The 22,311-nt window shown below is 34.7% G+C and carries 20 protein-coding genes; 8 read left to right on the top strand and 12 right to left on the bottom strand.

Translation table 11 applies throughout. The features are described 5' to 3' along the window. Positions 1-33: 33 nt before the first annotated feature. A complete protein-coding gene (gene gldA / locus MPR_RS03235; protein ID WP_041889078.1) occupies positions 34-930 on the top strand; it encodes a gliding motility-associated ABC transporter ATP-binding subunit GldA in 897 nt (298 codons plus the stop codon). A 148-nt stretch (positions 931-1,078) separates the two neighbouring features. On the opposite strand, the gene MPR_RS03230 is transcribed toward gldA, so the two are convergent. After that, positions 1,079-2,470, bottom strand: a complete 1,392-nt coding sequence (locus MPR_RS03230) for a RagB/SusD family nutrient uptake outer membrane protein (RefSeq protein WP_041889075.1) — start codon at positions 2,468-2,470, stop codon at positions 1,079-1,081. 12 nt (positions 2,471-2,482) lie between these two features. Further along, positions 2,483-5,599: a SusC/RagA family TonB-linked outer membrane protein gene (locus MPR_RS03225; RefSeq protein WP_041889072.1), complete on the bottom strand. Its 3,117-nt coding sequence runs from the start codon at positions 5,597-5,599 to the stop codon at positions 2,483-2,485. A gap of 414 nt (positions 5,600-6,013) precedes the next feature. Between MPR_RS03225 and MPR_RS03220 the strand changes: the two genes are divergently transcribed. Beyond that, on the top strand, positions 6,014-6,475 hold the full coding sequence (locus MPR_RS03220; RefSeq protein ID WP_041889069.1) for an Lrp/AsnC family transcriptional regulator: 462 nt from the start codon (positions 6,014-6,016) through the stop codon (positions 6,473-6,475). Positions 6,476-6,528: 53 nt separating this feature from the next. Here MPR_RS03220 and MPR_RS03215 read toward each other — a convergent pair whose 3' ends face one another. The 9 genes from MPR_RS03215 to MPR_RS03175 form a co-directional block, all read right to left on the bottom strand. Continuing rightward, positions 6,529-7,143 carry a deoxynucleoside kinase gene (locus tag MPR_RS03215; protein WP_041889066.1) on the bottom strand — a complete coding sequence of 205 codons (615 nt, stop codon included), beginning with the start codon at positions 7,141-7,143 and terminating at the stop codon, positions 6,529-6,531. Beyond that, a complete protein-coding gene (locus MPR_RS03210) occupies positions 7,143-8,009 on the bottom strand; it encodes a hypothetical protein (RefSeq protein ID WP_041889064.1) in 867 nt (288 codons plus the stop codon). Before MPR_RS03210 ends, MPR_RS03215 begins: the two co-directional genes overlap by 1 nt. A 12-nt stretch (positions 8,010-8,021) precedes the next feature. Then, positions 8,022-8,507: a dihydrofolate reductase gene (locus MPR_RS03205; RefSeq protein WP_006266370.1), complete on the bottom strand. Its 486-nt coding sequence runs from the start codon at positions 8,505-8,507 to the stop codon at positions 8,022-8,024. 4 nt (positions 8,508-8,511) lie between these two features. Continuing rightward, a complete protein-coding gene (locus MPR_RS03200) occupies positions 8,512-8,922 on the bottom strand; it encodes a 2TM domain-containing protein (protein ID WP_041889059.1) in 411 nt (136 codons plus the stop codon). 23 nt (positions 8,923-8,945) lie between these two features. Next, the gene (locus tag MPR_RS03195; RefSeq protein ID WP_006257244.1) at positions 8,946-9,770 is read right to left on the bottom strand and encodes a thymidylate synthase; all 825 of its coding nucleotides are present in this window, start codon (positions 9,768-9,770) and stop codon (positions 8,946-8,948) included. Between the two features lie 26 nt (positions 9,771-9,796). Continuing rightward, positions 9,797-10,429, bottom strand: a complete 633-nt coding sequence (locus MPR_RS03190; RefSeq protein WP_041889056.1) for a bifunctional nuclease family protein — start codon at positions 10,427-10,429, stop codon at positions 9,797-9,799. 90 nt (positions 10,430-10,519) lie between these two features. Continuing rightward, complete coding sequence (locus MPR_RS03185; RefSeq protein ID WP_006257246.1) at positions 10,520-11,488, bottom strand: electron transfer flavoprotein subunit alpha/FixB family protein; 969 nt, start codon at positions 11,486-11,488, stop codon at positions 10,520-10,522. 36 nt (positions 11,489-11,524) lie between these two features. Beyond that, complete coding sequence (locus tag MPR_RS03180) at positions 11,525-12,271, bottom strand: electron transfer flavoprotein subunit beta/FixA family protein (protein ID WP_041889054.1); 747 nt, start codon at positions 12,269-12,271, stop codon at positions 11,525-11,527. 978 nt (positions 12,272-13,249) lie between these two features. Next, positions 13,250-14,086, bottom strand: coding sequence for an AraC family transcriptional regulator (locus MPR_RS03175; RefSeq protein WP_041889051.1), 837 nt, complete (start codon positions 14,084-14,086; stop codon positions 13,250-13,252). Between the two features lie 173 nt (positions 14,087-14,259). Here MPR_RS03175 and MPR_RS03170 point away from each other — a divergent pair, with 173 nt between their 5' ends. The 4 genes from MPR_RS03170 to MPR_RS03155 all read left to right on the top strand — a co-directional run bounded on the left by MPR_RS03170 (position 14,260) and on the right by MPR_RS03155 (position 19,260). Continuing rightward, entirely contained in the window at positions 14,260-14,805 is a 546-nt protein-coding gene (locus tag MPR_RS03170) for a GNAT family N-acetyltransferase (RefSeq protein WP_041889048.1), read from the top strand. A gap of 303 nt (positions 14,806-15,108) precedes the next feature. Then, complete coding sequence (locus MPR_RS03165; RefSeq protein ID WP_006257250.1) at positions 15,109-16,086, top strand: pyruvate dehydrogenase complex E1 component subunit beta; 978 nt, start codon at positions 15,109-15,111, stop codon at positions 16,084-16,086. 73 nt (positions 16,087-16,159) lie between these two features. Continuing rightward, positions 16,160-18,649 (top strand): DUF5686 and carboxypeptidase-like regulatory domain-containing protein, encoded by a 2,490-nt coding sequence (locus tag MPR_RS03160; RefSeq protein WP_041889045.1) that lies wholly within the window; start codon positions 16,160-16,162, stop codon positions 18,647-18,649. Positions 18,650-18,732: 83 nt separating this feature from the next. Then, positions 18,733-19,260 (top strand): inorganic diphosphatase, encoded by a 528-nt coding sequence (locus MPR_RS03155; RefSeq protein ID WP_006257253.1) that lies wholly within the window; start codon positions 18,733-18,735, stop codon positions 19,258-19,260. Positions 19,261-19,324: 64 nt separating this feature from the next. On the opposite strand, the gene MPR_RS03150 is transcribed toward MPR_RS03155, so the two are convergent. Next, complete coding sequence (locus MPR_RS03150; RefSeq protein WP_041895140.1) at positions 19,325-19,816, bottom strand: DinB family protein; 492 nt, start codon at positions 19,814-19,816, stop codon at positions 19,325-19,327. Between the two features lie 281 nt (positions 19,817-20,097). On the opposite strand from MPR_RS03150, the gene MPR_RS03145 reads away from it, so the two are divergent. After that, the gene (locus tag MPR_RS03145; protein WP_041889042.1) at positions 20,098-21,546 is read left to right on the top strand and encodes an alanine/glycine:cation symporter family protein; all 1,449 of its coding nucleotides are present in this window, start codon (positions 20,098-20,100) and stop codon (positions 21,544-21,546) included. Between the two features lie 55 nt (positions 21,547-21,601). Next, on the top strand, positions 21,602-22,162 hold the full coding sequence (locus tag MPR_RS03140; RefSeq protein ID WP_041889039.1) for a GNAT family N-acetyltransferase: 561 nt from the start codon (positions 21,602-21,604) through the stop codon (positions 22,160-22,162). Positions 22,163-22,311 lie beyond the last annotated feature (149 nt).

Below are 22,311 nucleotides of genomic sequence, written 5' to 3'. Positions count from 1 at the left end.
TATACTTTTGTTACTATCATATAAATCAAGATAATGTCACTACAGGTTAAAAATATAAGCAAGTTTTATGGCAAACAGAAAGCCTTAGACAGTATTAGTTTCTCTATCCCAAAAGGTCAAATAGCTGGCTTTTTAGGCCCTAATGGGGCAGGTAAGTCTACACTAATGAAGATTCTAACGACATACATTCACAGTGATGAAGGTCAAGCTTATGTCAATGACTTTAACGTAGAGACAGAACAGCGAAATGTACAGCGCTCTATAGGTTATTTACCAGAGCACAATCCGCTGTATTTAGAGATGTATGTGCGAGAGTATTTACAGTTCAATGCTGATATTTATAAAGTAGCTAAAAATAGAATTGACGAAGTAATTAACTTAACAAGTCTAAGCCCTGAAGCACATAAGCGAATAGGTGAATTATCGAAAGGATATAGACAGCGTGTAGGATTAGCCACTGCTCTTCTTCACGATCCAGAGGTACTTATCTTAGATGAACCTACCACAGGATTAGATCCTAATCAATTAGTAGAGATCAGAGAGTTAATTAAAAACATTGGTAAGGATAAGACAGTATTTCTTTCTACACATATTATGCAAGAAGTAGAAGCTATTTGTGACCGGGTGATTATTATCAAAAAAGGACAAATAGTAGCGGATCAAATGCTTTCTGCTATGTTAGAGAATCAAAATGAACAGATAATAGCTGTTGAATTTGACTTTAAAATAGAAGTTCAGTTTATAGATAGAATCCCTAATCTTATTCGTGCTAATCATATTCATGACACACAATGGGAATTAGTATTCCCTATAGATAATGATTATAGACCTACTGTATATGACTTCGCTCAAGAGAATGGTCTTAAAACACTATCTATGCAAGTGAAAAACAAGAATCTAGAAAGTCTCTTTAGAGAGATTACACAATAAGCAAAAACACCTCTACTAAGAGGTGTTTTTTATACCTCAACCCTACAAAAAAAAGAGGTTGCCACGAATGACAACCTCTTACGCTAACTAAAAACAACAACCAAATACCATTCTAAAATGGATACTTTTTTTAAAAATAAATGCTCAATTAATTACGAGCATCTAACTCTTCTTGAGGAATGACTAACTGAAAGCGTTTATCCTGTGCAGGAAGAGATACTACAGTTCTGTGATTACCTGTACGAGTGATCCCTCTTAATAATCGCTTAGCATCGAACCACTCTACTCCGCATTCTCCATATAATTCTTTTCTTCTCTCTAATAAGATTACATCTAGTAACGCTGTACCAGTAGCACTTGTAGCTTTTGCTTTTGCATCCCTATTTAGACGGATAGCATCTAATATCTCTTTTGACTTTCCTTCATTGCCTAAATGATATTCTGCTTCAGCTTCTATTAATACCAATTCAGGATATCTGATAACTGGTAAATCTGCTTCGAATGTGAATTTAAACTTAGAAGTCACATACTCTTGCCAATCTCCTTTAGGCTTTTCATAAAAATTACTAAACAAGTTTCGCACATCTGTTGGGCTAAAATATTTCACAAACTCATCATTGATAAACGTACCGTGATAAGCTACCGCTATATGATCCATCATAGCATGTGGATGTGATTTATAATACACAGACTGATCAGCACTCTGAGGCAATGCCCATAACCACTCTGTCGCACTCATCGTATCAAAGCCTTTGTTGTAATCTTCTGCATTCAATACTTTTAGTATATTTCCTCCATAAGCTTCATTCGCATTCTTCTTTGCTAGATCCCATTTACCCATGTATTGATATACCTGAGCCAAAAAAGCTTGAGCTACTGATTTATTGATATATGATTTATTTATTCTACCTCCTCCTAGTCTAGATGAAGCTTCTTCCAAGTCTTTTACTATTCTTCCAAAGAACTCTTCCTTAGTAGAGAATGGATTAGGTACAGTAGTTGGCTCTGTATATATCGGTGGAAATGTTACGTTTTGATTAGATAAATAAGCATCTCCAAACTCTATTGCTAATTGAAAGTAATAATATCCTCTTAATGCTAATGCTTGACCGATCAGCTCATCTTTATCCTCTTTATTAAGCTTTGTACTACTCTCTACCCCTTGAATAAAGTTATTTACTTGATCTATGATTCTATAAGGCAATCGCCATGAGAACTTAGATCTAGTCCCTGTACTTAAATACACCTGGTAGTCATAATCTGAGCCAAACCAAATCTGTTTTTGTATCAAATCTGCTCCTTTTACACTTCGAGCAAATAAAATACTATGTAATCCAGACGCTTCATCATTAATCAAAGTGCTTCTCTGTAATCTCAAAATTCCTGATAAGAATGAGGTCGCCCCCTCTTTACTCCCAAATACTACTTCTGGAGATATACTATCTTTTGGTTTTGGGTCATCTAAGAAATCTGATGAACACCCTGTAACTGTACTAATGAATAATACAGCTACGATACTTTTTATTATTGATTTTATCACGTATTTACTCTTTTAGAAATTAATATTTAATCCAACAGATAGGGTTGCAGATAGAGGTACACGATAGTTAGTCACCCCATTAATTGCTTGCTCTGGATCGATACCTTTATGTGACTGGAAAGTCAATAAGTTCTCTCCTTGTACATACACCCTTGCTTGTTTTAATTTAAACTTACCTAAACTCTCGATAGGTAAAGTATATCCTAGTGTTAATGCTTTTAATCTTAAATAATCATTCTTATATAAGAATCTAGTAGATGTTGCAGCGAAGTTATTTGTAGAGTTAATAAGTACTGGGATATCCGTAATATCACCAGGCTTTTGCCAACGATTAACTATATCAGGTGAACTTTGATACCCTATAGACATACCATTCATTAATCCAGAATAATCATTATCATAAATATAACCTCCTAAACTAAAATTAAAGAATGCACTAAAATCAAAGTTTTTATAAGATAAAGCCGTATTAAATCCTCCTACTAGTTTTGGTAGAGCAGACTTATTATAGTAACGTGTTGCCTCATTATAGTCCTTTGTAGTTTCTCTTCCTGTCACTTGACCATTTGTATCTACTACATCCTTATACCACATTCCATATCCATCATTAGGGTCTACACCAGCCCAGTCTCTTAAATAGAAATCATAAAGAGAGCGACCTTCTGCCCATCTATTTAACCCACTGATAAAACTGTCTTGCGTCAGTGATTTAATCTTATTTCTATCAATAGAGAAGTTAAATGAAGTATCCCATTTCCAATCTCCAGAACGTATATTATGAGAAGTCAAACTTACTTCTAGTCCATAGTTTTCTATTGTTCCTGCATTAGATAATATCTCTAAGTTACCTGTAGAAGGAGCTTGTGGAATAGCAAATAATAAATCAATAGAACGCTTTTTATAGTAATCTACAGATCCTTCTATTCTATTGTTAAACAAGCTAAAATCAATACCAGCATTGAACGAAGCCGTTTTTTCCCATGTCAAATATGGATCAGCTAAATCACCTAATACAACTCCAGGATTATCTAACTGATTATATCCTGTATCAAATAATCTTAAGTAAGGAAAGTACTTACCTGTGATATTATTGTTCCCTAGCTCACCATAAGAAACTCTTAATTTTAATAAATCAATAGTATTATTGTCTACTAAGAAATCTTCTGATGACACGATCCAAGATCCTCCTACTGAGTAGAAGTTTCCTTTTCGTACAGATTTATCAAAACGAGTACTTGCATCACGTCTAAACGATCCTTCTACAAAATACTTGTTTGCATAGTCATAACTTACCCTTCCTAAATAACTAGTCAATCTATCCTCTACATCATATCCATTGATACCCTCTAATGATGTACCACTCCCTATTTCTGTATTACCAGGTAAGAATCCTGTAGTAGAAGCATTAAAGAAATCTTTCTTAAACTTATAAGCCTCGTAGATACCATCTACTGCGATATGGTGTTCTCCTAATGTCTTATCGTAGTGCAATGCATTAATAAAATTCAATGTCTCTGACGTATCCTTGAATCTAAGTACACGACCATTCACACTAGATGCCTGACCATACTGAGAGTTATTGTATTCTTTATTGTCATAATCAAATTTCTCATAAGACAGATTAGTTCTGAAATATAACCCTTCTGCCAAATCTAACTTAGCAAAACCATTCCAGCTCGTCGTAGATCGTCTAATTACAGTACTATTATTTTGTAATATCCCTGCTGCATTCTCACCACTCATGATAGGACGAACACTATTAATATCTTTACTAGAAGCATTACCATAGTCATAGATCAGACTTCCTTGAGCATCATATACTACTTGTCCATTTAAGTCTCTTTTATATACAGGATACACACTAGGCATAGCATAGATCCATCCCATTGGACTATAAAGATTAGTACCACTCTGTACAGGGAAGTTTTGATTAGAAGCAGAGTACGCAGTATTAGCTCCTAATTGTAACCAGTCTGTCACTTGACTTTCTATATTAAGACGAACAGTCGTACGTTCAAAGTTAGAAGTCTTGATCATTCCATCTTGGTTTAAGTAGTTACCTGAAAGGAAATAAGTCGTACGATCACCTCCACCTGCTACATTAAAATTGTATTCATTTCTAAACGCTTGGTTTCTCTGCAATTCTTTTTTCCAGTCTGTCTCCCATAACAACGGATTCTTAACTGTCCAATTACCATTATAATCCACAGGTTGATCTGTTCCAAATGGGTTATAACCAAAGTAACTTACTAACCCATCTGAAGCCGTTTTACGTGCTGTCTCTTCATCTTGTCCTAGCACATATTGATAGTTATTCTTTCTAGCTTCCCACAGATACTGTGTATACCCACGAGTATCTAATACCTTGTGTGTTTTCACAGCGTCGAATGCTACTCCAGAACTCAACTTGATATTCACGTCTGGTTGGCTATTTAGCTTACCCATTTTTGTTTTAATCAGGATTACACCATTTGCTCCACGAGAACCATATAAGGCTGTAGAAGACGCATCTTTTAGTACGTTGATACTTTCTATCTGATCTGCACTTATAGAGCTAATATATCCTGAATACGGTGCTCCATCTAATATAATTAATGGATCTGCTGATGCATTGATAGAACCGATACCACGAATACGTATTGTAGGGCTCTCTCCAGGTTGAGAGCTAGAGTTTATGATATTCACTCCAGCTACTGTACCTTGTAGTGCAGACACTACAGAAGTAGACACTTGCTTATCTAAAGCATCACTCTTAATCTGACTAATCGCACCTACTACAGCTTTTTGTTTTTGAGCACCATAAGCCACGATTACGATATCGTCTAAGCCTATTACATCCTCAGTTAAGCTAATATTCACTACGCGCTGCTTAGTCACAGTGATAGACTGAGGTTTAAATCCTACATATTCGAACTGAAGCACATCACCTTCATTTACATCGATAGCATACTTACCATCTAAGTCAGTTTGTACTCCTTTAGTTGAGTTCTTTACGATAACTGAGACTCCAGGTAGAGAGAATCCCCCCTGTTCACTTACCACACCTGTCACAGTTACTTGTTGTGCTAAAGCCACATTACACAGCAGTAGCAAGCTACTTATTAGTAGCCGAAGTTTAATACTTTTCATTTATACTAAAAATTTTATTATTTTTAGCAGCACACACATTACCTATCGTTTTTTTGCTGCTTAAAAAAACGATACAAAAAAAGGAGGCTCTACCAAAGCCTCCTTTTCTGTTATTAAAACAAAAAATCAATAAAGCTTTTCTTCACATAAGGGTACACACATCTTCTCCATACACATAGAGAAGTTTTTAGCAAGAACAGGTGTACTGCATGATTTCGAAATAGGTTTTACTATTTTTTGTATAATCTTCATTTACTTATTTTTTATCTGATATAACAGTGCAAAGATATACACATAAATATTTTTTCTACAACACAACCACAATTAAGGAAAAAACATCTACAATCAATATCTTCAAAAGAAAAAAGCATTACTTTTACATAACCTAAACTTCACTAAACAGAAAAATTAACTATGCAACACATAGACGAAATTGATAAAAGACTACTTATCGAACTTCAATTAGACGGAAAACAGTCGACAAAACAGCTAGCAGAGAAAGTAAACTTATCACTTACACCAGTACACGAACGAATAAAGAAGCTTGAAGCAACAGGTATTATTCAAGGATACACTGCCCAACTTAACCCAGATCTATTAGGAAAAAAACTAATCGTATACTGTCAAGTCATACTGATCAGACATCAAGAAAGTCTATTCGAAGAATTTGAGAAGTATGTAAAGGGATTAGACGAAGTATTAGAAGCTTCTTATATAGCGGGGGACTATGACTTCTTTTTAAAGTTATTAGTTGACGACGTGCAAGCCTATCAACAATTCGTAGTACACAAGATCTCTAAACTAGAGATCATCTCTAATATCAAAAGTTCTTTTGTAATTCAGACAATCAAAAAGACCTCTAATGTACCTTTATAAAAAAAGCCCTGATATCAAATGATACCAGGGCTTTCCTTTATTCTATATTAGCTCTAAAATAGACCGTTTATCTCAGCATCTATTTTATTGATTACGTTTCCTAAATCTTCTGGGTTTTCCACGAAATCCAAATTATCTACATCGATAATTAATAACTTTCCTTTGTCATACCCTCTAATCCACTCCTCATATCGTTCATTTAATTTGTTTAAATACTCGATAGAAATAGAGTTTTCATAATCTCTTCCTCTCTTTTGGATTTGTCCTACTAGGTTAGGTACAGAGCTTCTTAAATAGATTAATAAATCTGGAGCCCCTACCAACTCTTGCATCAATTCGAATAAAGATGAGTAGTTCTGAAAATCACGATTAGACATTAAGCCCATTGCGTGTAAGTTTGGCGCGAAGATATGTGCATCTTCATATATTGTACGATCCTGGATAATCGTCTTACCACTTTGTCTAATTTGTAAAACTTGACGAAAACGGCTATTTAAAAAATACACTTGTAAGTTAAAAGACCATCTGTCCATCTGGTGGTAGAAGTCATCTAGATAAGGATTATCTACTACATCCTCATAATGAGGTTCCCACCCATAGTGTTTGGCTAATAAATTCGTAAGCGTAGTCTTTCCTGCGCCTATATTTCCAGCAATAGCTATATGCATTACGGTAATTTTATAAAGTAATTATTTAATTTCTGTCCGTCAAAAATACTCAATTTTTGATTGCCATAAAAGAAGCCTGAAATGCTTTTTTCTTTTGTATCTAGAACAGAAGTCTTATTCGCTTTTAAATCAACAAAGTATAATTTATCTTTATAAGAATAAAGTAATTTATCTACCTCTAATATTTGCATTAAATCGTATTCCGTCTCTAGATTATACGTAACAACCTCTTTACCGACTAGGTCATTTCCATGTAATACGTTCTCTTCATCTACCCAAAAGAACAGATGAGGCAGTGTCAAATATTGTTTAATCTTAGCTCCTTCTGGAAAAGTAAATACACGGTGTAGCTCATAAGTAACACTGTTATATAAATTCACTGATCTGTTGCGCTCATTTACTAACCAATAATTACGCTTCGTACTCACCCCTGCAAAACTAGTCTCCATAGTTGGAAACTTAACTCCTAATTCGATGACATTGCGTTCTGCTAATTCTCTATTAACTAATACAAAAGCCTTCTTTTCTTTATAGAAAAGCATTAACTCTAGAGGATTAGTAATATCGATTAAGGTAAGAGAGTCAAAATTCTTACTCTTATAAGAAGTACCACTATATTTTGTGTTCTTTCTAAAAACATCTCCTTCTTTTAGATAAGTACTTTCATAAATATCTTTACCTAAGAACTGCTGATCCTTACCTACATTTTCATTATTCTGAAACTTTAGTCGTAAGGTATCCTTAATGATGATTGGCTCATCCTTCACTACAGTTTCTTTTTTTTGATCTATTGTTTTAGAAGATTCTTGAGCATATCCCAAAAATCCAACTAGAGCAACAATTAAACAAGAAAATATCTTTTTCATAACTTACTTTTTTTAGCTTTTCATATATGTCAAAAAGGTAAACGGATACTGATGTCTTGCATCTTTATCATGAAACTCCTCTCTGACTAACTTCCACTCTTTAGGATCTATAACAGGAAAGAAAGCATCTGCCTCTAATACCGTATGTACACGAGTTAATTCTATCTTATCTGCAAAAGGAAGAGCTAAATTATAGATTTCCCCACCTCCTATAATAAAACTTTCGTCTTGCTCTGTTACTAAATCTAAAGCCTTTTCTAAACTATTCACTACGATACACGCCGCAGGAGCATCATAGTCTTCCTGACGGGTAATAATGATATGCGTACGGTTAGGCAACGGTTTTGGAAATGACTCGAAAGTCTTTCTTCCCATGATAATAAAATGGTGAGACGTTAAGTCCTTAAAGTGCTTAAAGTCATCTGGCAAATGCCATAACAAATCATTGTCTTTACCTAAAGCATTATTCTCTGCAGCTGCAGCGATCAGTGTCAGCATATATTTATTTTTTATCTAATTCTGGTGAGCTAGTAGGAGTTGGTTGTTGGATTTGTGCTAAATCTCTCTGTGTATCTACTAATGGAAAATCCTTCTCTACTTTTGCTCTTAATTCTTTGATACGTTGTTCTTGTAGTTCTACTAAACGTCTTACTTGCTTATCCTCCCATCGCTTACCCATAAAGCGATCTACGATTAACACGTTCACAGCGTGTAAGAATACTAACAATGCCCATATCCCGATAGCATACGGCCACCAAATCGTAACTGTAGTCTGATCTTGAACTAAGCCGTTAAAACAAAACATGGCAATACTTCCTAAAACAAATACTACAAAGTGAAAGAATAACATCTTTCTTTGTTTTAATCGTTTGCGTGCATATTCATACATTTCGTAAGATTCATCTCTTTTCATAAGCTATATTTTTATTATTCTGTTTATACAGACACTTGTCCTTTTATAGCAGGATGAGGATCATACCCCTCAAGTGTAAAATCTTCGTATTTAAAACTAAATATATCTTTCACCTCTTTATTTATCACCATACGAGGCAACGGTTTTGGTTCTCTACTTAACTGTAACGTTACCTGTTCGATATGGTTATTATAGATATGTACATCTCCGAATGTATGGATAAAATCACCTACTTCTAGATCACATACCTGAGCTACCATCATCGTTAATAAAGCATAAGAAGCAATATTAAAAGGCACTCCTAAGAATACATCTGCACTGCGCTGATATAACTGACATGACAGTTTACCATCTGCTACATAGAACTGAAAGAATGAATGACATGGAGGTAATGCCGCCTTACCATTAGCTACATTCTCTGCAAAAGAAACAGAAGTATCAGGCATCACACTAGGATTCCACGCAGACACCATTATACGTCTACTATTAGGGTTATTCTTCAGTGTATCTATCACCTCTTTTATCTGGTCTATCCCTTCTCCATTCCAGTTTCTCCATTGATATCCATATACAGGTCCTAGATCACCGTTCTCATCAGCCCATTCATCCCATATACGCACGCCATTCTCACTAAGATACTTAATATTCGTATCTCCGTTTAAGAACCACAACAACTCATATACGATAGACTTTAAATGTACTTTCTTAGTTGTAACCAAAGGAAATCCTTCTGATAAATCAAATCGCATCTGATGACCGAATATACTCTTAGTTCCTGTCCCTGTACGATCTCCTTTTTGTGTTCCGTTATCTAGTACTTGCTGTACTAAGTCTAAGTATTGTTTCATTGTTGTGTTGTCTATATATAGGTTTATTATCTTTTATTTAATTCATCTCTTAGCAAGGCTGCTCTTTCATAATCCTCATTTGATAGAGCATCATCTAGCATTTTTTCTAAATCAGATTTAGTATAACTAGAATAATCATTAGCCTTCGCTTCCTCTTCTAAAAACTGCTCTACCTGAGAAGCAATATCTTCACCAGAATAAGGAACCTTCTGATCTTCTGCCTCCTCTTCTTCTTGTTCTTCCTCAGCATTAAGAATAATACCTGCTCTATCTAAGATATCTTTATAAGTATAAATAGGTGCATAAAAGCGTATCGCTAATGCTATCGCATCCGAAGTACGCGCATCTATCGTCTCCTCTACACCATCTCTTACACAAACTAAGCTAGAGTAAAAAACTCCATCTAATAGCCTGTTTATAATAACTTCTTTGACTATGATACTATATCGATCTGCTAGGGTCTTAAACAGATCATGAGTCAGAGGTCTAGGTGGTTTAATATCATCCTCTATCGCTATCGCAATAGACTGAGCCTCAAAAGCTCCTATTACGATAGGCAATTTTCTACTTCCTACCTCTTCTTCTAATATAAGTGCATACGCACCATTCTGTGTATGACTATAAGAGATTCCGCTTACCGTTAATTTTATTAAACTCATAATTATTTTTATACAAAAAAAGCAACTAAAACAAAGATATAAATATTCTTCGTCTTAGTTGCCTTATATATTTAAAAGCTTATAAAATGCTTATGCATTCTTTGCTTTAAATTCTTTTAATTTCTCTACTAATTGAGGTACTACTTGGAATGCATCTCCTACGATACCATAGTCAGCTACTTTAAAGAATGGTGCTTCCGCATCTGTATTAATAGCTACTTTTACTTTAGAAGAGTTCACCCCTGCGATATGTTGGATAGCTCCAGAGATACCTACAGCGATATATAAGTTCGCAGCTACAGGCTTACCTGTTTGTCCTACGTGCTCTTCATGAGATCTCCATCCTAAGTCAGATACAGGCTTAGAACAAGCTAATGCTCCACCTAATACTTCTGCTAAGTCTTCGATCATCTTCCAGTTCTCTGGTCCTTTTAATCCGCGTCCTCCTGATACTACTACATCAGCATCAGCGATAGTTACTTTTCCAGATACTTTTTCTACTCCTTCTACTTTTAGGCTGAAGTCAGCATCGTTTAACGATGGTGCAAAATCCTCAGCTGCAGCAGCACCAGAAGCCTCTACTAGTCCGTAAGAGTTCTTAGCTAATGCTAATACTTTTACATCTGTAGTTAATTCTGTATGCGTAAATGCTTTAGTAGAGAAAGAGTTTCTTTTTACTACAAAAGGAGAAGTACTCTCTGGCAAAGCTACCACGTTAGAAGCATATCCAGCGTTTAGAGCTACTGCTACATAAGGAGCAGCGTATAAACTGTCTGTTGTAGAAGATAATACTACTACTTTAGCTCCTTCTTTAGCAGCCGCTTGTTTGATTACATCTGCATAAGCTTTAGCATTAAAGTTAGCTAACTTATCGTTAGATACTTTTAATACTTTATCTACACCGTATTTTCCTAATTCGCTTACGTCTGAAGCATTGATCGTTACAGCCGTCACAGTTGTTCCTAATGACTCTGCTACTTTCTTAGCATAAGAAGCTAACTCTAATGCTACTTTTTTAAATTTTCCTTCTGCTGATTCAGCATATATTAAAACTGACATAATTCTTCTTTTTTAAAGGTTTACAAATAAATGAAATTAGATAACTTTTGCCTCGTTGTGTAACAAGTTGATTAACTCATCAATGTTATCAGGTGAAATCATTTTACAAGCTGATTTTGGAGCTGGTTTTTCGAATTTCACATCTTTAGTAGTTGCTTCTGCTCCTACTGGTTCTACTACAGCTAATGCTTTTGTTCTAGCTGACATAATACCACGCATATTAGGTATGCGCAAGTCTTTTTCATCTACTATTCCTTTTTGTCCACCGATTACTAATGGCAATTTTCCAGAGATAGTCTCTTTACCACCGTCTATCTGACGAATCGCTTTCACAGAAGTACCTTCTACTTCTAACCCTTCACATGAGTTTACGAAATCGTATCCTAAGAATGCAGCTAGCATTCCTGGTACCATTCCACCATTATAATCTAAAGATTCCTTACCAGCTAGTACTAAGTCAAAACCTCCATTTTTTACTACTTCTGCTAATTGTTTTGCTACGAACATTCCGTCAGTAGGATTAGCATTCACACGGATAGCCTCATCTGCTCCGATAGCTAATGCTTTACGCAATGTAGCCTCAGTATCAGGTCCACCTACATTCACTACAGTAACTGTAGCTCCTTGCTTCTCTTTGAACCAGATAGCTCTAGTTAAAGAATACTCGTCATTAGGATTGATTACAAACTGTACTCCGTTTGTATCAAATGTTGTATCTCCATTCGTGAAGTTGATTTTTGAAGTAGTATCAGGCACATGACTGATGCAAACTAATATTTTCATTTTTATATCGTTTTTTGTGTTTCACATTTACTTACCGAACGAAAATAAGAATTTATTTTTGATATTTTACTATGCATGCATATAAAATTATTAACCTTATTTAAATAGATTCTAATTAATAAACTTTTACACCAACCCTTTTCTAATACCTCAGAACCTCTAATTATATTGAATTACAAACTTTTTCTTTCCTATTTATGGTAGGTGTACTCCTGTCATTATCCTATTATTTCTCTGTAAATAACAACTCTTTTAATAAAAGAATTAACACGAATTTGGTTAAATAATCTTTTGACTCACTCACTTCTACTCTTAATACTCGAACAGAATTACGTTATCGCCACAGACAAATTCAGGTTTTAATCTATGCTTATAGTACTAATATCACCTTCCTTATTATAGCTATCTAAGCAAAACTCTTTTCTTTTTAAGTAATTCAACAATTATCTCTACTTCTTCAACACCGCTACAACACTTCTTCAAGATTTCTTCAACAAACAGCTTCTCAACTAGAGCAATCATGGAGAAATGTTGAAGAACTGTTGAAGGAAATAGCACAAAGCCTTATGTATACTGGCTTTAAAGCTCATCAACATATAACCTCCCTAAAAGTCAAAACAACAACAAACAACTAATTATCAATACTTTAAACCTAAAAAACAGTAAAAATAGATAAAAAAAACATCCTCTCTTTTTTACTATAAATAGGCCTAAAAGAACCTAAAAAGCCATTTTAAATGAAAAAAATCAATCACTAGGATATAAAACAACCTCAATACACCCCCTAAAAAGGTAAAGAATAAGAGAAAAAATGTAGACAATAAATTAATAATATAAAGACGGATTACTATCCCTCTTGAAAAAGTAAATAATAAGGAGAGAGAATATACACATTCAAAACACAGTGTTTAGCTAAGGCTGATCGCTATAATCTAACGACAATACTATAATAGAGATATAAACTACAAATCAGCAAGTCTATCTCCTAAATTCTAATGGATTCACTCCTGTCTCTCGCTTAAAGAAACGTCCCATATAAGAAGGATCTTGAAAGTTTAACTGCTCGGCTATTTGGCTAATGTTCAAATCCGTATTGCGAAGGTAATGTTTAATCTCTAAGACGACTTGGCGATTAATAAGCTCTTTAGGACTATAGTTTAAAAACTGCTGTGTAATCTGTGATAAATAATAAGGCGTGATAAATAAAGTATCCGCGTAGAATGCGACATCTCTATGCTGCTTAGCATGATGGGTGATCAAATCCCAAAACTTCCAACACAGCTCCTCTTGCCTACTGTAGTGTTTCTCTATAACTAATTCGTCATAGTTAACCTGCTCTGACAAACTTAAGAACAAAGTTTGAAATTGGTTACACAACATTCTTCTTGCATGTATAGAAGTATGCTCCATAATATAAAGAGACAGCGAATGCCAGTGATTATATATCACTACGTTCTCTTCTGTAAGGTGCTGCACTGGGAAATAATGTAAATAACTAAACAACTCATTTGGCAATACATAAGCAATCTCACTAGCAAAATCACGTTGAATCAAAAAGCAATGCATCAGAAAGTCTTCCGACACCTCTCTGAAAGTAACCATATTATCCTCTCCTACGATAATAAAGCTCCCTCTACTCAGCGCATAATCTTTAAAATCAACACTGACCACTGCACTTCCTACTTCTACAAAAAAGAAAGTCAAATAAGGTATAGTCACAGGATAATCATACTGATTCTCCTTCGTACATATCCCATAATCTACCCCAAAGCGAAGAGTAATACGATCATTTAAATCCATCAAAGCACTTTCCATAAACACACAATAAAACTAGAATACAATACAAATAAACAAATTTAGTTTCTAAAATTACATTTTCTTCTAAAATAATCATACACTCAGACTCATGTCATCCACCTACTTTTGCATCAGAATAATAACAAGTACTCTTACAAACAAAAAACAAGAGTACACAAAATGAAAAGAAGATGAGACTAGAAACAGAAAGATTGATTTTGCGCCCTTGGGAAGAGTCAGATGCAGAGAGTTTATATTTATACGCAAAAGACGAGCAAGTAGGCCCAGCAGCAGGTTGGCCTGCACATAAAAGTGTAGAGGAAAGTAAAGCAGTAATCAACAACGAATTTGCACACCCTGAGATATACGCCGTAGCTCTAAAAGACACCAATGAAGCAATAGGATGTATCGGATTATTAATTGGAGAAAACAGTAACTTTGACATTTCTGAAAACGAAGCAGAAGTAGCTTATTGGATAGGTGTACCACATTGGGGCAAAGGTTATCTCCCGGAGGCTCTTGACCGATTAATCAAACATGCATTTGTAGACCTAAAGATGGTAGACCTATGGTGCGGATTCTATGAAGAGAATATGAAATCACTACGCGCTCAGTCTAAATGTGGATTTACATTCGCTTATAAATCAGAAAACAGATACGACAAATACTTTAAAGACGATCGTATCGAAGTAATCACAAGATTAAAATATGAAGACTGGTTACAGTCTCAAAAATAATGCTTAGCCCTTCTAGTCATCTAGAAGGGGTTCTTTTTTTATCTCCTTTACATCCCCTTACACTATTATAACTACTACACTAGGGATAAATGAGCGTATATAAAAGCCAAAATACTACAACACCTTCAATTAAAGGTGTATAATATTAAAGAATTGTAAATCAGAAATAAAGTAGGATGTAAAAAATATAATAAAAACGGATTCGTAAGGTTAAAACCTATAAAACAATAAAACAGATACTCAAGATAAAGATATTTTTTCCTATTTTTGCTTTCGTAAATTAATTACACAAAATAGAAAATTATGAGAACGATTCAATTTAGAGAGGCCGTGTGTGAAGCGATGAGCGAAGAAATGCGTCGCGACGAATCAATATATTTAATAGGTGAAGAAGTAGCTGAATATAACGGTGCTTATAAAGCTTCTAAAGGTATGTTGGACGAATTCGGTCCAAAACGTGTTATCGATGCTCCGATTGCTGAGTTAGGATTTGCTGGTATTGCAGTTGGATCTGCAATGAATGGTAACCGTCCTATCGTTGAGTTTATGACTTTCAACTTCTCTTTAGTAGGAATCGACCAAATTATAAATAACGCTGCTAAGATGCGTCAGATGTCTGGTGGTCAATTTAATATTCCTATCGTATTCCGTGGACCTACTGCATCTGCAGGACAATTAGGTGCAACTCACTCACAAGCTTTTGAAAACTGGTATGCTAATGTACCTGGATTAAAAGTAGTAGTACCATCTAACGTATATGACTGTAAAGGATTATTAAAAGCGGCTATCCGTGATAATGACCCTGTTATCTTCATGGAGTCTGAGCAAATGTATGGTGATAAAGGTGAAGTGCCAGAAGGAGAATACACTATCCCATTAGGAGTAGCTGATATTAAGAGAGAAGGTACTGATGTAACTATCGTTTCTTTTGGTAAAATCATCAAAGAAGCTTATAAAGCTGCTGACGAATTAGCTCAAGAAGGTATCTCTTGTGAGATTATTGACTTACGTACTGTACGTCCATTAGATCAAGAGGCTATTCTTAAGTCTGTTAAGAAAACAAACCGTCTAGTAATTCTAGAGGAGGCTTGGCCATTTGGAAGTATTTCTTCTGAAATTACTTATATGGTACAAGAGCAAGCATTCGATCATCTAGATGCTCCTATCCAAAGAATCACGACTGCTGATACACCAGCACCATATTCACCAGTATTACTACAAGAGTGGCTACCTAACGCTAACGATGTAGTGAAAGCTGTGAAAAAAGTACTTTACAAGTAAAAAAAATAACGTATATTTGATAGACTCCATCTTATGCTAAGATGGAGTCTTTTTTTATGAATACTACTTTGCTATGAAAAATAAAGTTAAGTTTTTATTACTATTTCTACTCGTTTCGGTATTTAGTTGGGGACAAACCAAAGTAAGTGGGAAAATAATTGACGAAAACAACTTAGAGGTACCATTTGCTAGCGTTTACTTTAAAAACTCTACTGACGGAGTTATTGCTAATGAATCTGGTAAGTTCTACTTAGAGTCTACTAAGACCTATACTACCCTAGTGGTATCTTTCGTGGGTTATAAAACACTTGAAATTCCGTTAGAGGGAAAAACGAATCTAGATCTAAAAGTCGTTCTACAAGATGACAACACCTTAGATGAAGTTAAAATCTATGCTGGTAAAACTTCTAAGAAGAATAACCCTGCCTTAGATATTCTACGTAAAATATGGGAGCGTAAACGCAAGAATGGTTTATACATGTTCTCTCAATACGAGTATGATAAATACGAGAAAGTAGAATTTGATTTAAACAGTATAGATAGTGCATACCAGAAGAAAAAACTATTCAGAGGTATGGAGTTCATCTTCGAACAAATAGATACCAACCGCATTACTGGAAAGACATACTTACCTATTTTTATCAATGAAAATATAGGTCAGGTATATGGTGATAATAGAAACGGTAAGAAAATCGAAAAAACCTTAGGAAACAAAAACTCAGGTTTTGATACGAATCAACATATCATCGAGTTCGTTAAAGACTTATACGCTGAGTATAATATCTATAACAACTATATCAAGATATTCGACAAAGACTTCGTCAGTCCACTATCTCGTACAGGTATTAATGTGTATAACTATGTACTAGCTGATAGTGCATATATAGATGATAAATGGTGCTTTAATATCGTGTACTATCCTAGACGTAAAGGAGAACTAACATTCAAAGGAGACTTCTGGGTAAACGACTCTACATTCGCAATCAAGAAGATCAATATGGAAGCGAGTAGAGATGCGAATATTAACTGGGTAAAAGAGATCTATATAGAGCAAGAGTTCGATGTTCTAAATGATTCTGTATTCCTATTGACTAAAGATCACTTCATGTCTGACTTTGCCCTTTCTAAAAGAGAGAAGTCTAAAGGGGTCTATGGTAAACGTACTTCTATCTATAAACATCACAAATTTGACATAGAGCATCCTGATGAATTCTATCAAAAGAATGTGAATGTATATGATGAAGGAATCTATAAGAGAGATGAAGACTTCTGGAAAAGTTATCGCTTTGAATCATTAAGTAAAGACGAACTAGGAATCTATAAAATGCTAGATACATTAAAAACAGTACCTAAGTTTAAGTTTCTATTTGATCTATCATCTACTATAGCAAGTAACTACTATAATATTGATAAGTATAAATTTGACTACGGACCTATCTTTTCTACATTTGGTTATAATGATATAGAAGGATTGCGTTTACGTGCTGGTGGAAGAACTTACTTTGGACCAAATGACAAATGGAGATTAGAAGGATATGGTGCATATGGATTTAAAGACAATCAGTTTAAATACGGTATCAGTGCTAAAGTACTATTGCACAACGATAGTAGATTAATCTTATTCGGAGGGAATCGTAGAGATATAGAGCAAATAGGTGTAAGTCTTACTGAGACAAATGATGTGTTGGGAAGAAGTTTTGCTTCGAACTCTTTATTTGCAAGTGGAGATAATACTAAGTTGACTAAAATTAATCTTTCTACAGTAGGTCTAGAGATAGAACCTGTCAAGAACTTAAAGTTTAGTACTTCGTTTAATTATAGAACACTAAGAGCGGCATCAGACTTATTTAACCTAGACTACTACGAGGATAAAGAGAATAATATCATCGCTAACGAAACAAAACAGTCTGAATTTAACCTAACTGCTGAATATACACCTAAACGAAAAACAATAGGATACGGTGTAGATAGAACGGATGTAGATAAAAAATATCTACGTATGTTCTTAAAGTATACACAAGGGTTCAAAGGTGTAATAGATAGTGACTTCGAGTATAAAAAAGTTCAATTCTATGCTAGAAAACCTTTATTGTTAGGAGGCTTTGGTACATTGACACCAACATTCGAAGCAGGAAAGACATTCGGAGAAGTACCATTAGGATTATTAAGTGTTGTACCTGGTAACCAATCGTGGTTTAATATAGAAAATACGTTTGCTAACTTAAACTACTATGAATTTGTTACTGACCAATATGCATCATTGCATTTAGAGCACAATTTTGGAGGTCGCTTATTCTCACGTATTCCATGGTTAAGAGATTTCAATTTACGTGAGATCGTAGGAGTTAGAGGAATATACGGAAAAGTATCACAAGAGAATATAAACTTAAATGCATCAGGGCTACAATACAAGGCACCTAGTGATGTATACTATGAATATTATGTTGGTGTAGGTAATATATTTAAAATCTTTAGACTTGATCTAAGTTGGAGAGGAAATTACCTAGATATGCCAGATGCTAGAAAGTTTGCCATTAGAGGATCTTTCGGAATTTATTTCTAATAATTAATCTAAAACTTGTTATAAACAAGTAATTAGAGTACTTTTGCACACGATTTTTAGAAATAAGATTTAAATAAAAAAATATGAATACATTCGAAACTTTTGATGCATTTGTTGAGATTCCAGCAGGCAGCAGAAACAAATATGAGTATGATTTTGATTTAAAAAGATTGCGTTTTGACCGTCTTTTATATTCTAACATGAGATATCCAGCTGATTACGGATTCATTCCAGAAACATTAGCATTAGACGGAGACCCTCTAGACGTACTTGTAATGTTCACTGAGCCATCTCTTCCAGGAATGGTAGTAGAGGTAAAACCTGTAGGAGTTTTCTATATGGCTGATGATAAAGGACAAGATGAAAAAATCTTATGTGTACCTGTATCTGATCCAATCATGAATAAATTAAACGATATTCAAGATGTAAACGAGCACTTCAAAAAAGAAGTAGAACACTTCTTCAAAGTATACAAAGACTTAGAAAACAAAACAGTTACTACTGATGGTTTTGGAGATAAAGCAGCTGCTGTTCAATTAATCAAAGAATGTACTGAGCGTTTTGAAAAATTAGAAAACAAAGCTGAAGGTTTATTCAGCATCCGTTACTAATAACATATATAAAATAGCCACTCATAAGAGTGGCTATTTTCTTTTATACCTACTTTATACTTCACTATTCTTTATCTAAATACCTCTCTGATAGAACCTCTATATGATGTAAGGTATGTCCATAGTTAAGCCTACCGATCTCTTCTACTGAAAGTACATAATGAGCCATCTGATTTTTTAAGGCTAACGCTTCTGTTGTAAAACCTTTAAACTGATAGTATACACTCTTCATCAGTGTCACATATTCTTCTATTAAATCTTGAGGTTCTTTATTCTCCCCTTTTGCATTATCTATATAGTGATTCTCATCAAATCCACTTAAGACACTTGTATCCTTACGAGCGATATGTAGAGCGCGATAACTAAATATTCGCTCACAGTCTATTAGATGTTGTACCAATTCTTTTACTGTCCACTTCCCCTCTGCATAAGCATAATCCCATTTATGCTGTAAAGTTACCTTGTCCAATGCATCCAAAACAATAGGAATGCGGGCTATTAATATTTCTTCTAAAGACATTCCTTCTGAACGTCTAATATAATCTAGGTGTGACATAAGCGCAGTGTTTATAGTTTTGTTAGTTATTTCTCCAAAGTTAAAAAACGACTTTATTAATCCACTAAATTTCTTACCAACAAAAAACAAATACTTCACTAAACTGACTATATAAGTTAGTTAGATTTACAAAGAATGATTTTAAATTTAAAAAAAGACAATTTTAACACCCTTCAATACTTAAAATTTTCTTAATTTCCACAAATCTAAAACAAGTACATTTCTACTTAACAACAAAAGATGTACTACAAAAACACACAACAATAAGCACAAACAACACAATGGAAGAAATTATTAAATTACTAAATGACTTAATTTGGTCTAACATTTTTATCGCGCTCTGTCTGTTAGCAGGACTTTACTTTACGATTACAACAGGTTTTATACAGATCAGATACTTTCGCCACATGGTGAAATTACTTTTTACAGAAGGCTCTTCTGACAAAGGCGTGAGTCCATTCCAAGCATTTAGTATGGCTATCGCTGGGCGTGTAGGAGTAGGAAATATCGTAGGAGTAGCTACAGCTATTGCTGCCGGAGGGCCTGGAGCGATCTTCTGGATGTGGGCTATTGCCTTTTTAGGAAGTGCATCTGCATTTATAGAATCTACATTAGCACAAATTTACAAAGTAGATAAAAATGGTCAATACGTAGGAGGACCAGCTTTCTACATAGAAAAAGGAATGAAAAGCAAAGCATTTGCTCTATTCTTTTCTATCGTAACTCTAATCAGCTGTGGTCTATTCTTACCGAGTATTCAAAGCAATAGTATCGCTGTAAGTATGCATTCTGCATTCTCTATCCATACGTGGGTTAGTGGGATCGGTATCTGTTTATTTTTAGGGTTTGCAGTATTCGGTGGAGCGAAGAAAATGGGATTAATAGCTCAGATCATTGTACCTTTTATGGCAAGTGCCTACATTATCATGGCTATTGTTATTATAGGACTAAACATACAAGAGGTTCCTCACATCTTTGCTTTAATCTTTAAATCTGCCTTCAACCTAGAATCTGCTTTTAGTGGAGTCTTCGGTGCTGCAATCGCATGGGGAGTAAAAAGAGGGATATACTCTAATGAGGCAGGACAAGGTACAGCACCACATGCTGCTGCTGCATCAGAAACATCTCATCCTGTAAAACAAGGATTAGTACAAGCTTTCTCTGTTTATGTAGATACACTATTCGTATGTACAGCAACAGCCTTAATGATTTTATTTACGAATTCGTATAATGTGATAGATGAGTCAGGAGCTTATATAGTAGAAAATATGCCAGGTGTAGAAGCAGGAGCTGCTTATACGGTGAAAGCTGTTGCGACACACTTTCCAGTATTCGCTTCTCAATTCATTGCTATAGCACTAACTTTCTTTGCTATTACTACCGCTATGTCTTATGTGTTCATCGCTGAGTCAAACTTTGAATACTTAAGTAAAAAGAAAAATATTGTTCTTAGATGGGTTATGCGTATCATCATATTAAGCATTGTATTCTTTGCCTCTACTAGTGAACCAAGTATAGCATGGGGAATCGGTGATATCGGTGTAGGAGCTATGGCATGGATTAATATCATCGCTATCTTTATCCTAAGAAAGCCTGCTCTAAAAGCATTAAAAGATTATGTAGCACAACGCAAAGAAGGAAAAGATCCTGTATTCGAACCTAATAAAATAGGTATAGAGAATGCTTCTGAAGAATGGGATAAAATAAATGAACGAAGAGCACATCAGTAATAATCAGGAGTTCTCTTAAACTTTCTTACCTTTGTACTAATTCAAATTAAGAAAAATGCATTATACAATTAGACCTGCAAAAAGAGAAGATTACGACGTAGTTCCAGAATTAATGCTACAAGCAATGGAAGATATTGTCTTCACATTTATCCAAAAAGAAGACATCGAAGAAGCCATTAACTTTCTAACTATTATGTTCCGTAAACCAGGTAACTTATATAGTTATGAAAACACTTTCGTAGCGATAGATGAAGAGGGTGATATCGTAGGATCTATTACTGGGTATAACGGAGATGACTTCATCACGTTAAGAGAACCTGTACTAGACCTAATGAAGCAACAATATAATAATGACATGATACCTGAACCAGAAACTGCTGGTGGAGAATACTACTTAGATACTGTAGCTGTATCTCCTAAAGTACAAGGTAAGGGAGTAGGTAGTCACTTACTGAAACATGCTGTAGACTATGCTAAGTCACAAGGTCATGAACAAGTAGGACTAATCGTAGATTTAGAAAACCCTAGTGCAATGAAACTTTATTCTCGACTAGGATTTAAACAAGGGAATCAACTAGAATTTGCAGGTGGTGAATACTACCATATGTATATCTAATCTCATATAGATAAACCTGAGCACATGCTCAGGTTTTCTTTTTTACATCCCTCCTATTTCTTATTTTAGATAATTGGTAGTTGTCTTTAGCTACTTCCTTATTTAAAAAGCATTTATTCTTCATTTTGACACAAAACGAAACTTCTCAT

The organism is Myroides profundi (assembly GCF_000833025.1).
In the GTDB taxonomy this organism is placed as follows: Bacteria; Bacteroidota; Bacteroidia; order Flavobacteriales; family Flavobacteriaceae; genus Flavobacterium; species Flavobacterium profundi_A.
This window is presented reverse-complemented; position numbering and strand designations above follow the sequence as displayed.

Coding starts and splice junctions, on each gene's coding strand:
- MPR_RS03205 (WP_006266370.1), bottom strand. CDS start 8,507: ATGCTGACACTGATCGCTGCAGCTGCAGAGAATAATGCTTTAGGTAAA.
- MPR_RS03160 (WP_041889045.1), top strand. CDS start 16,160: ATGAAAAATAAAGTTAAGTTTTTATTACTATTTCTACTCGTTTCGGTA.
- MPR_RS03170 (WP_041889048.1), top strand. CDS start 14,260: ATGAGACTAGAAACAGAAAGATTGATTTTGCGCCCTTGGGAAGAGTCA.
- MPR_RS03220 (WP_041889069.1), top strand. CDS start 6,014: ATGCAACACATAGACGAAATTGATAAAAGACTACTTATCGAACTTCAA.
- MPR_RS03195 (WP_006257244.1), bottom strand. CDS start 9,770: ATGAAACAATACTTAGACTTAGTACAGCAAGTACTAGATAACGGAACA.
- MPR_RS03165 (WP_006257250.1), top strand. CDS start 15,109: ATGAGAACGATTCAATTTAGAGAGGCCGTGTGTGAAGCGATGAGCGAA.
- MPR_RS03190 (WP_041889056.1), bottom strand. CDS start 10,429: ATGAGTTTAATAAAATTAACGGTAAGCGGAATCTCTTATAGTCATACA.
- MPR_RS03185 (WP_006257246.1), bottom strand. CDS start 11,488: ATGTCAGTTTTAATATATGCTGAATCAGCAGAAGGAAAATTTAAAAAA.
- MPR_RS03225 (WP_041889072.1), bottom strand. CDS start 5,599: ATGAAAAGTATTAAACTTCGGCTACTAATAAGTAGCTTGCTACTGCTG.
- MPR_RS03145 (WP_041889042.1), top strand. CDS start 20,098: ATGGAAGAAATTATTAAATTACTAAATGACTTAATTTGGTCTAACATT.
- MPR_RS03155 (WP_006257253.1), top strand. CDS start 18,733: ATGAATACATTCGAAACTTTTGATGCATTTGTTGAGATTCCAGCAGGC.
- MPR_RS03215 (WP_041889066.1), bottom strand. CDS start 7,143: ATGCATATAGCTATTGCTGGAAATATAGGCGCAGGAAAGACTACGCTT.
- MPR_RS03175 (WP_041889051.1), bottom strand. CDS start 14,086: ATGGAAAGTGCTTTGATGGATTTAAATGATCGTATTACTCTTCGCTTT.
- MPR_RS03150 (WP_041895140.1), bottom strand. CDS start 19,816: ATGTCACACCTAGATTATATTAGACGTTCAGAAGGAATGTCTTTAGAA.
- MPR_RS03140 (WP_041889039.1), top strand. CDS start 21,602: ATGCATTATACAATTAGACCTGCAAAAAGAGAAGATTACGACGTAGTT.
- gldA (WP_041889078.1), top strand. CDS start 34: ATGTCACTACAGGTTAAAAATATAAGCAAGTTTTATGGCAAACAGAAA.
- MPR_RS03200 (WP_041889059.1), bottom strand. CDS start 8,922: ATGAAAAGAGATGAATCTTACGAAATGTATGAATATGCACGCAAACGA.
- MPR_RS03180 (WP_041889054.1), bottom strand. CDS start 12,271: ATGAAAATATTAGTTTGCATCAGTCATGTGCCTGATACTACTTCAAAA.
- MPR_RS03210 (WP_041889064.1), bottom strand. CDS start 8,009: ATGAAAAAGATATTTTCTTGTTTAATTGTTGCTCTAGTTGGATTTTTG.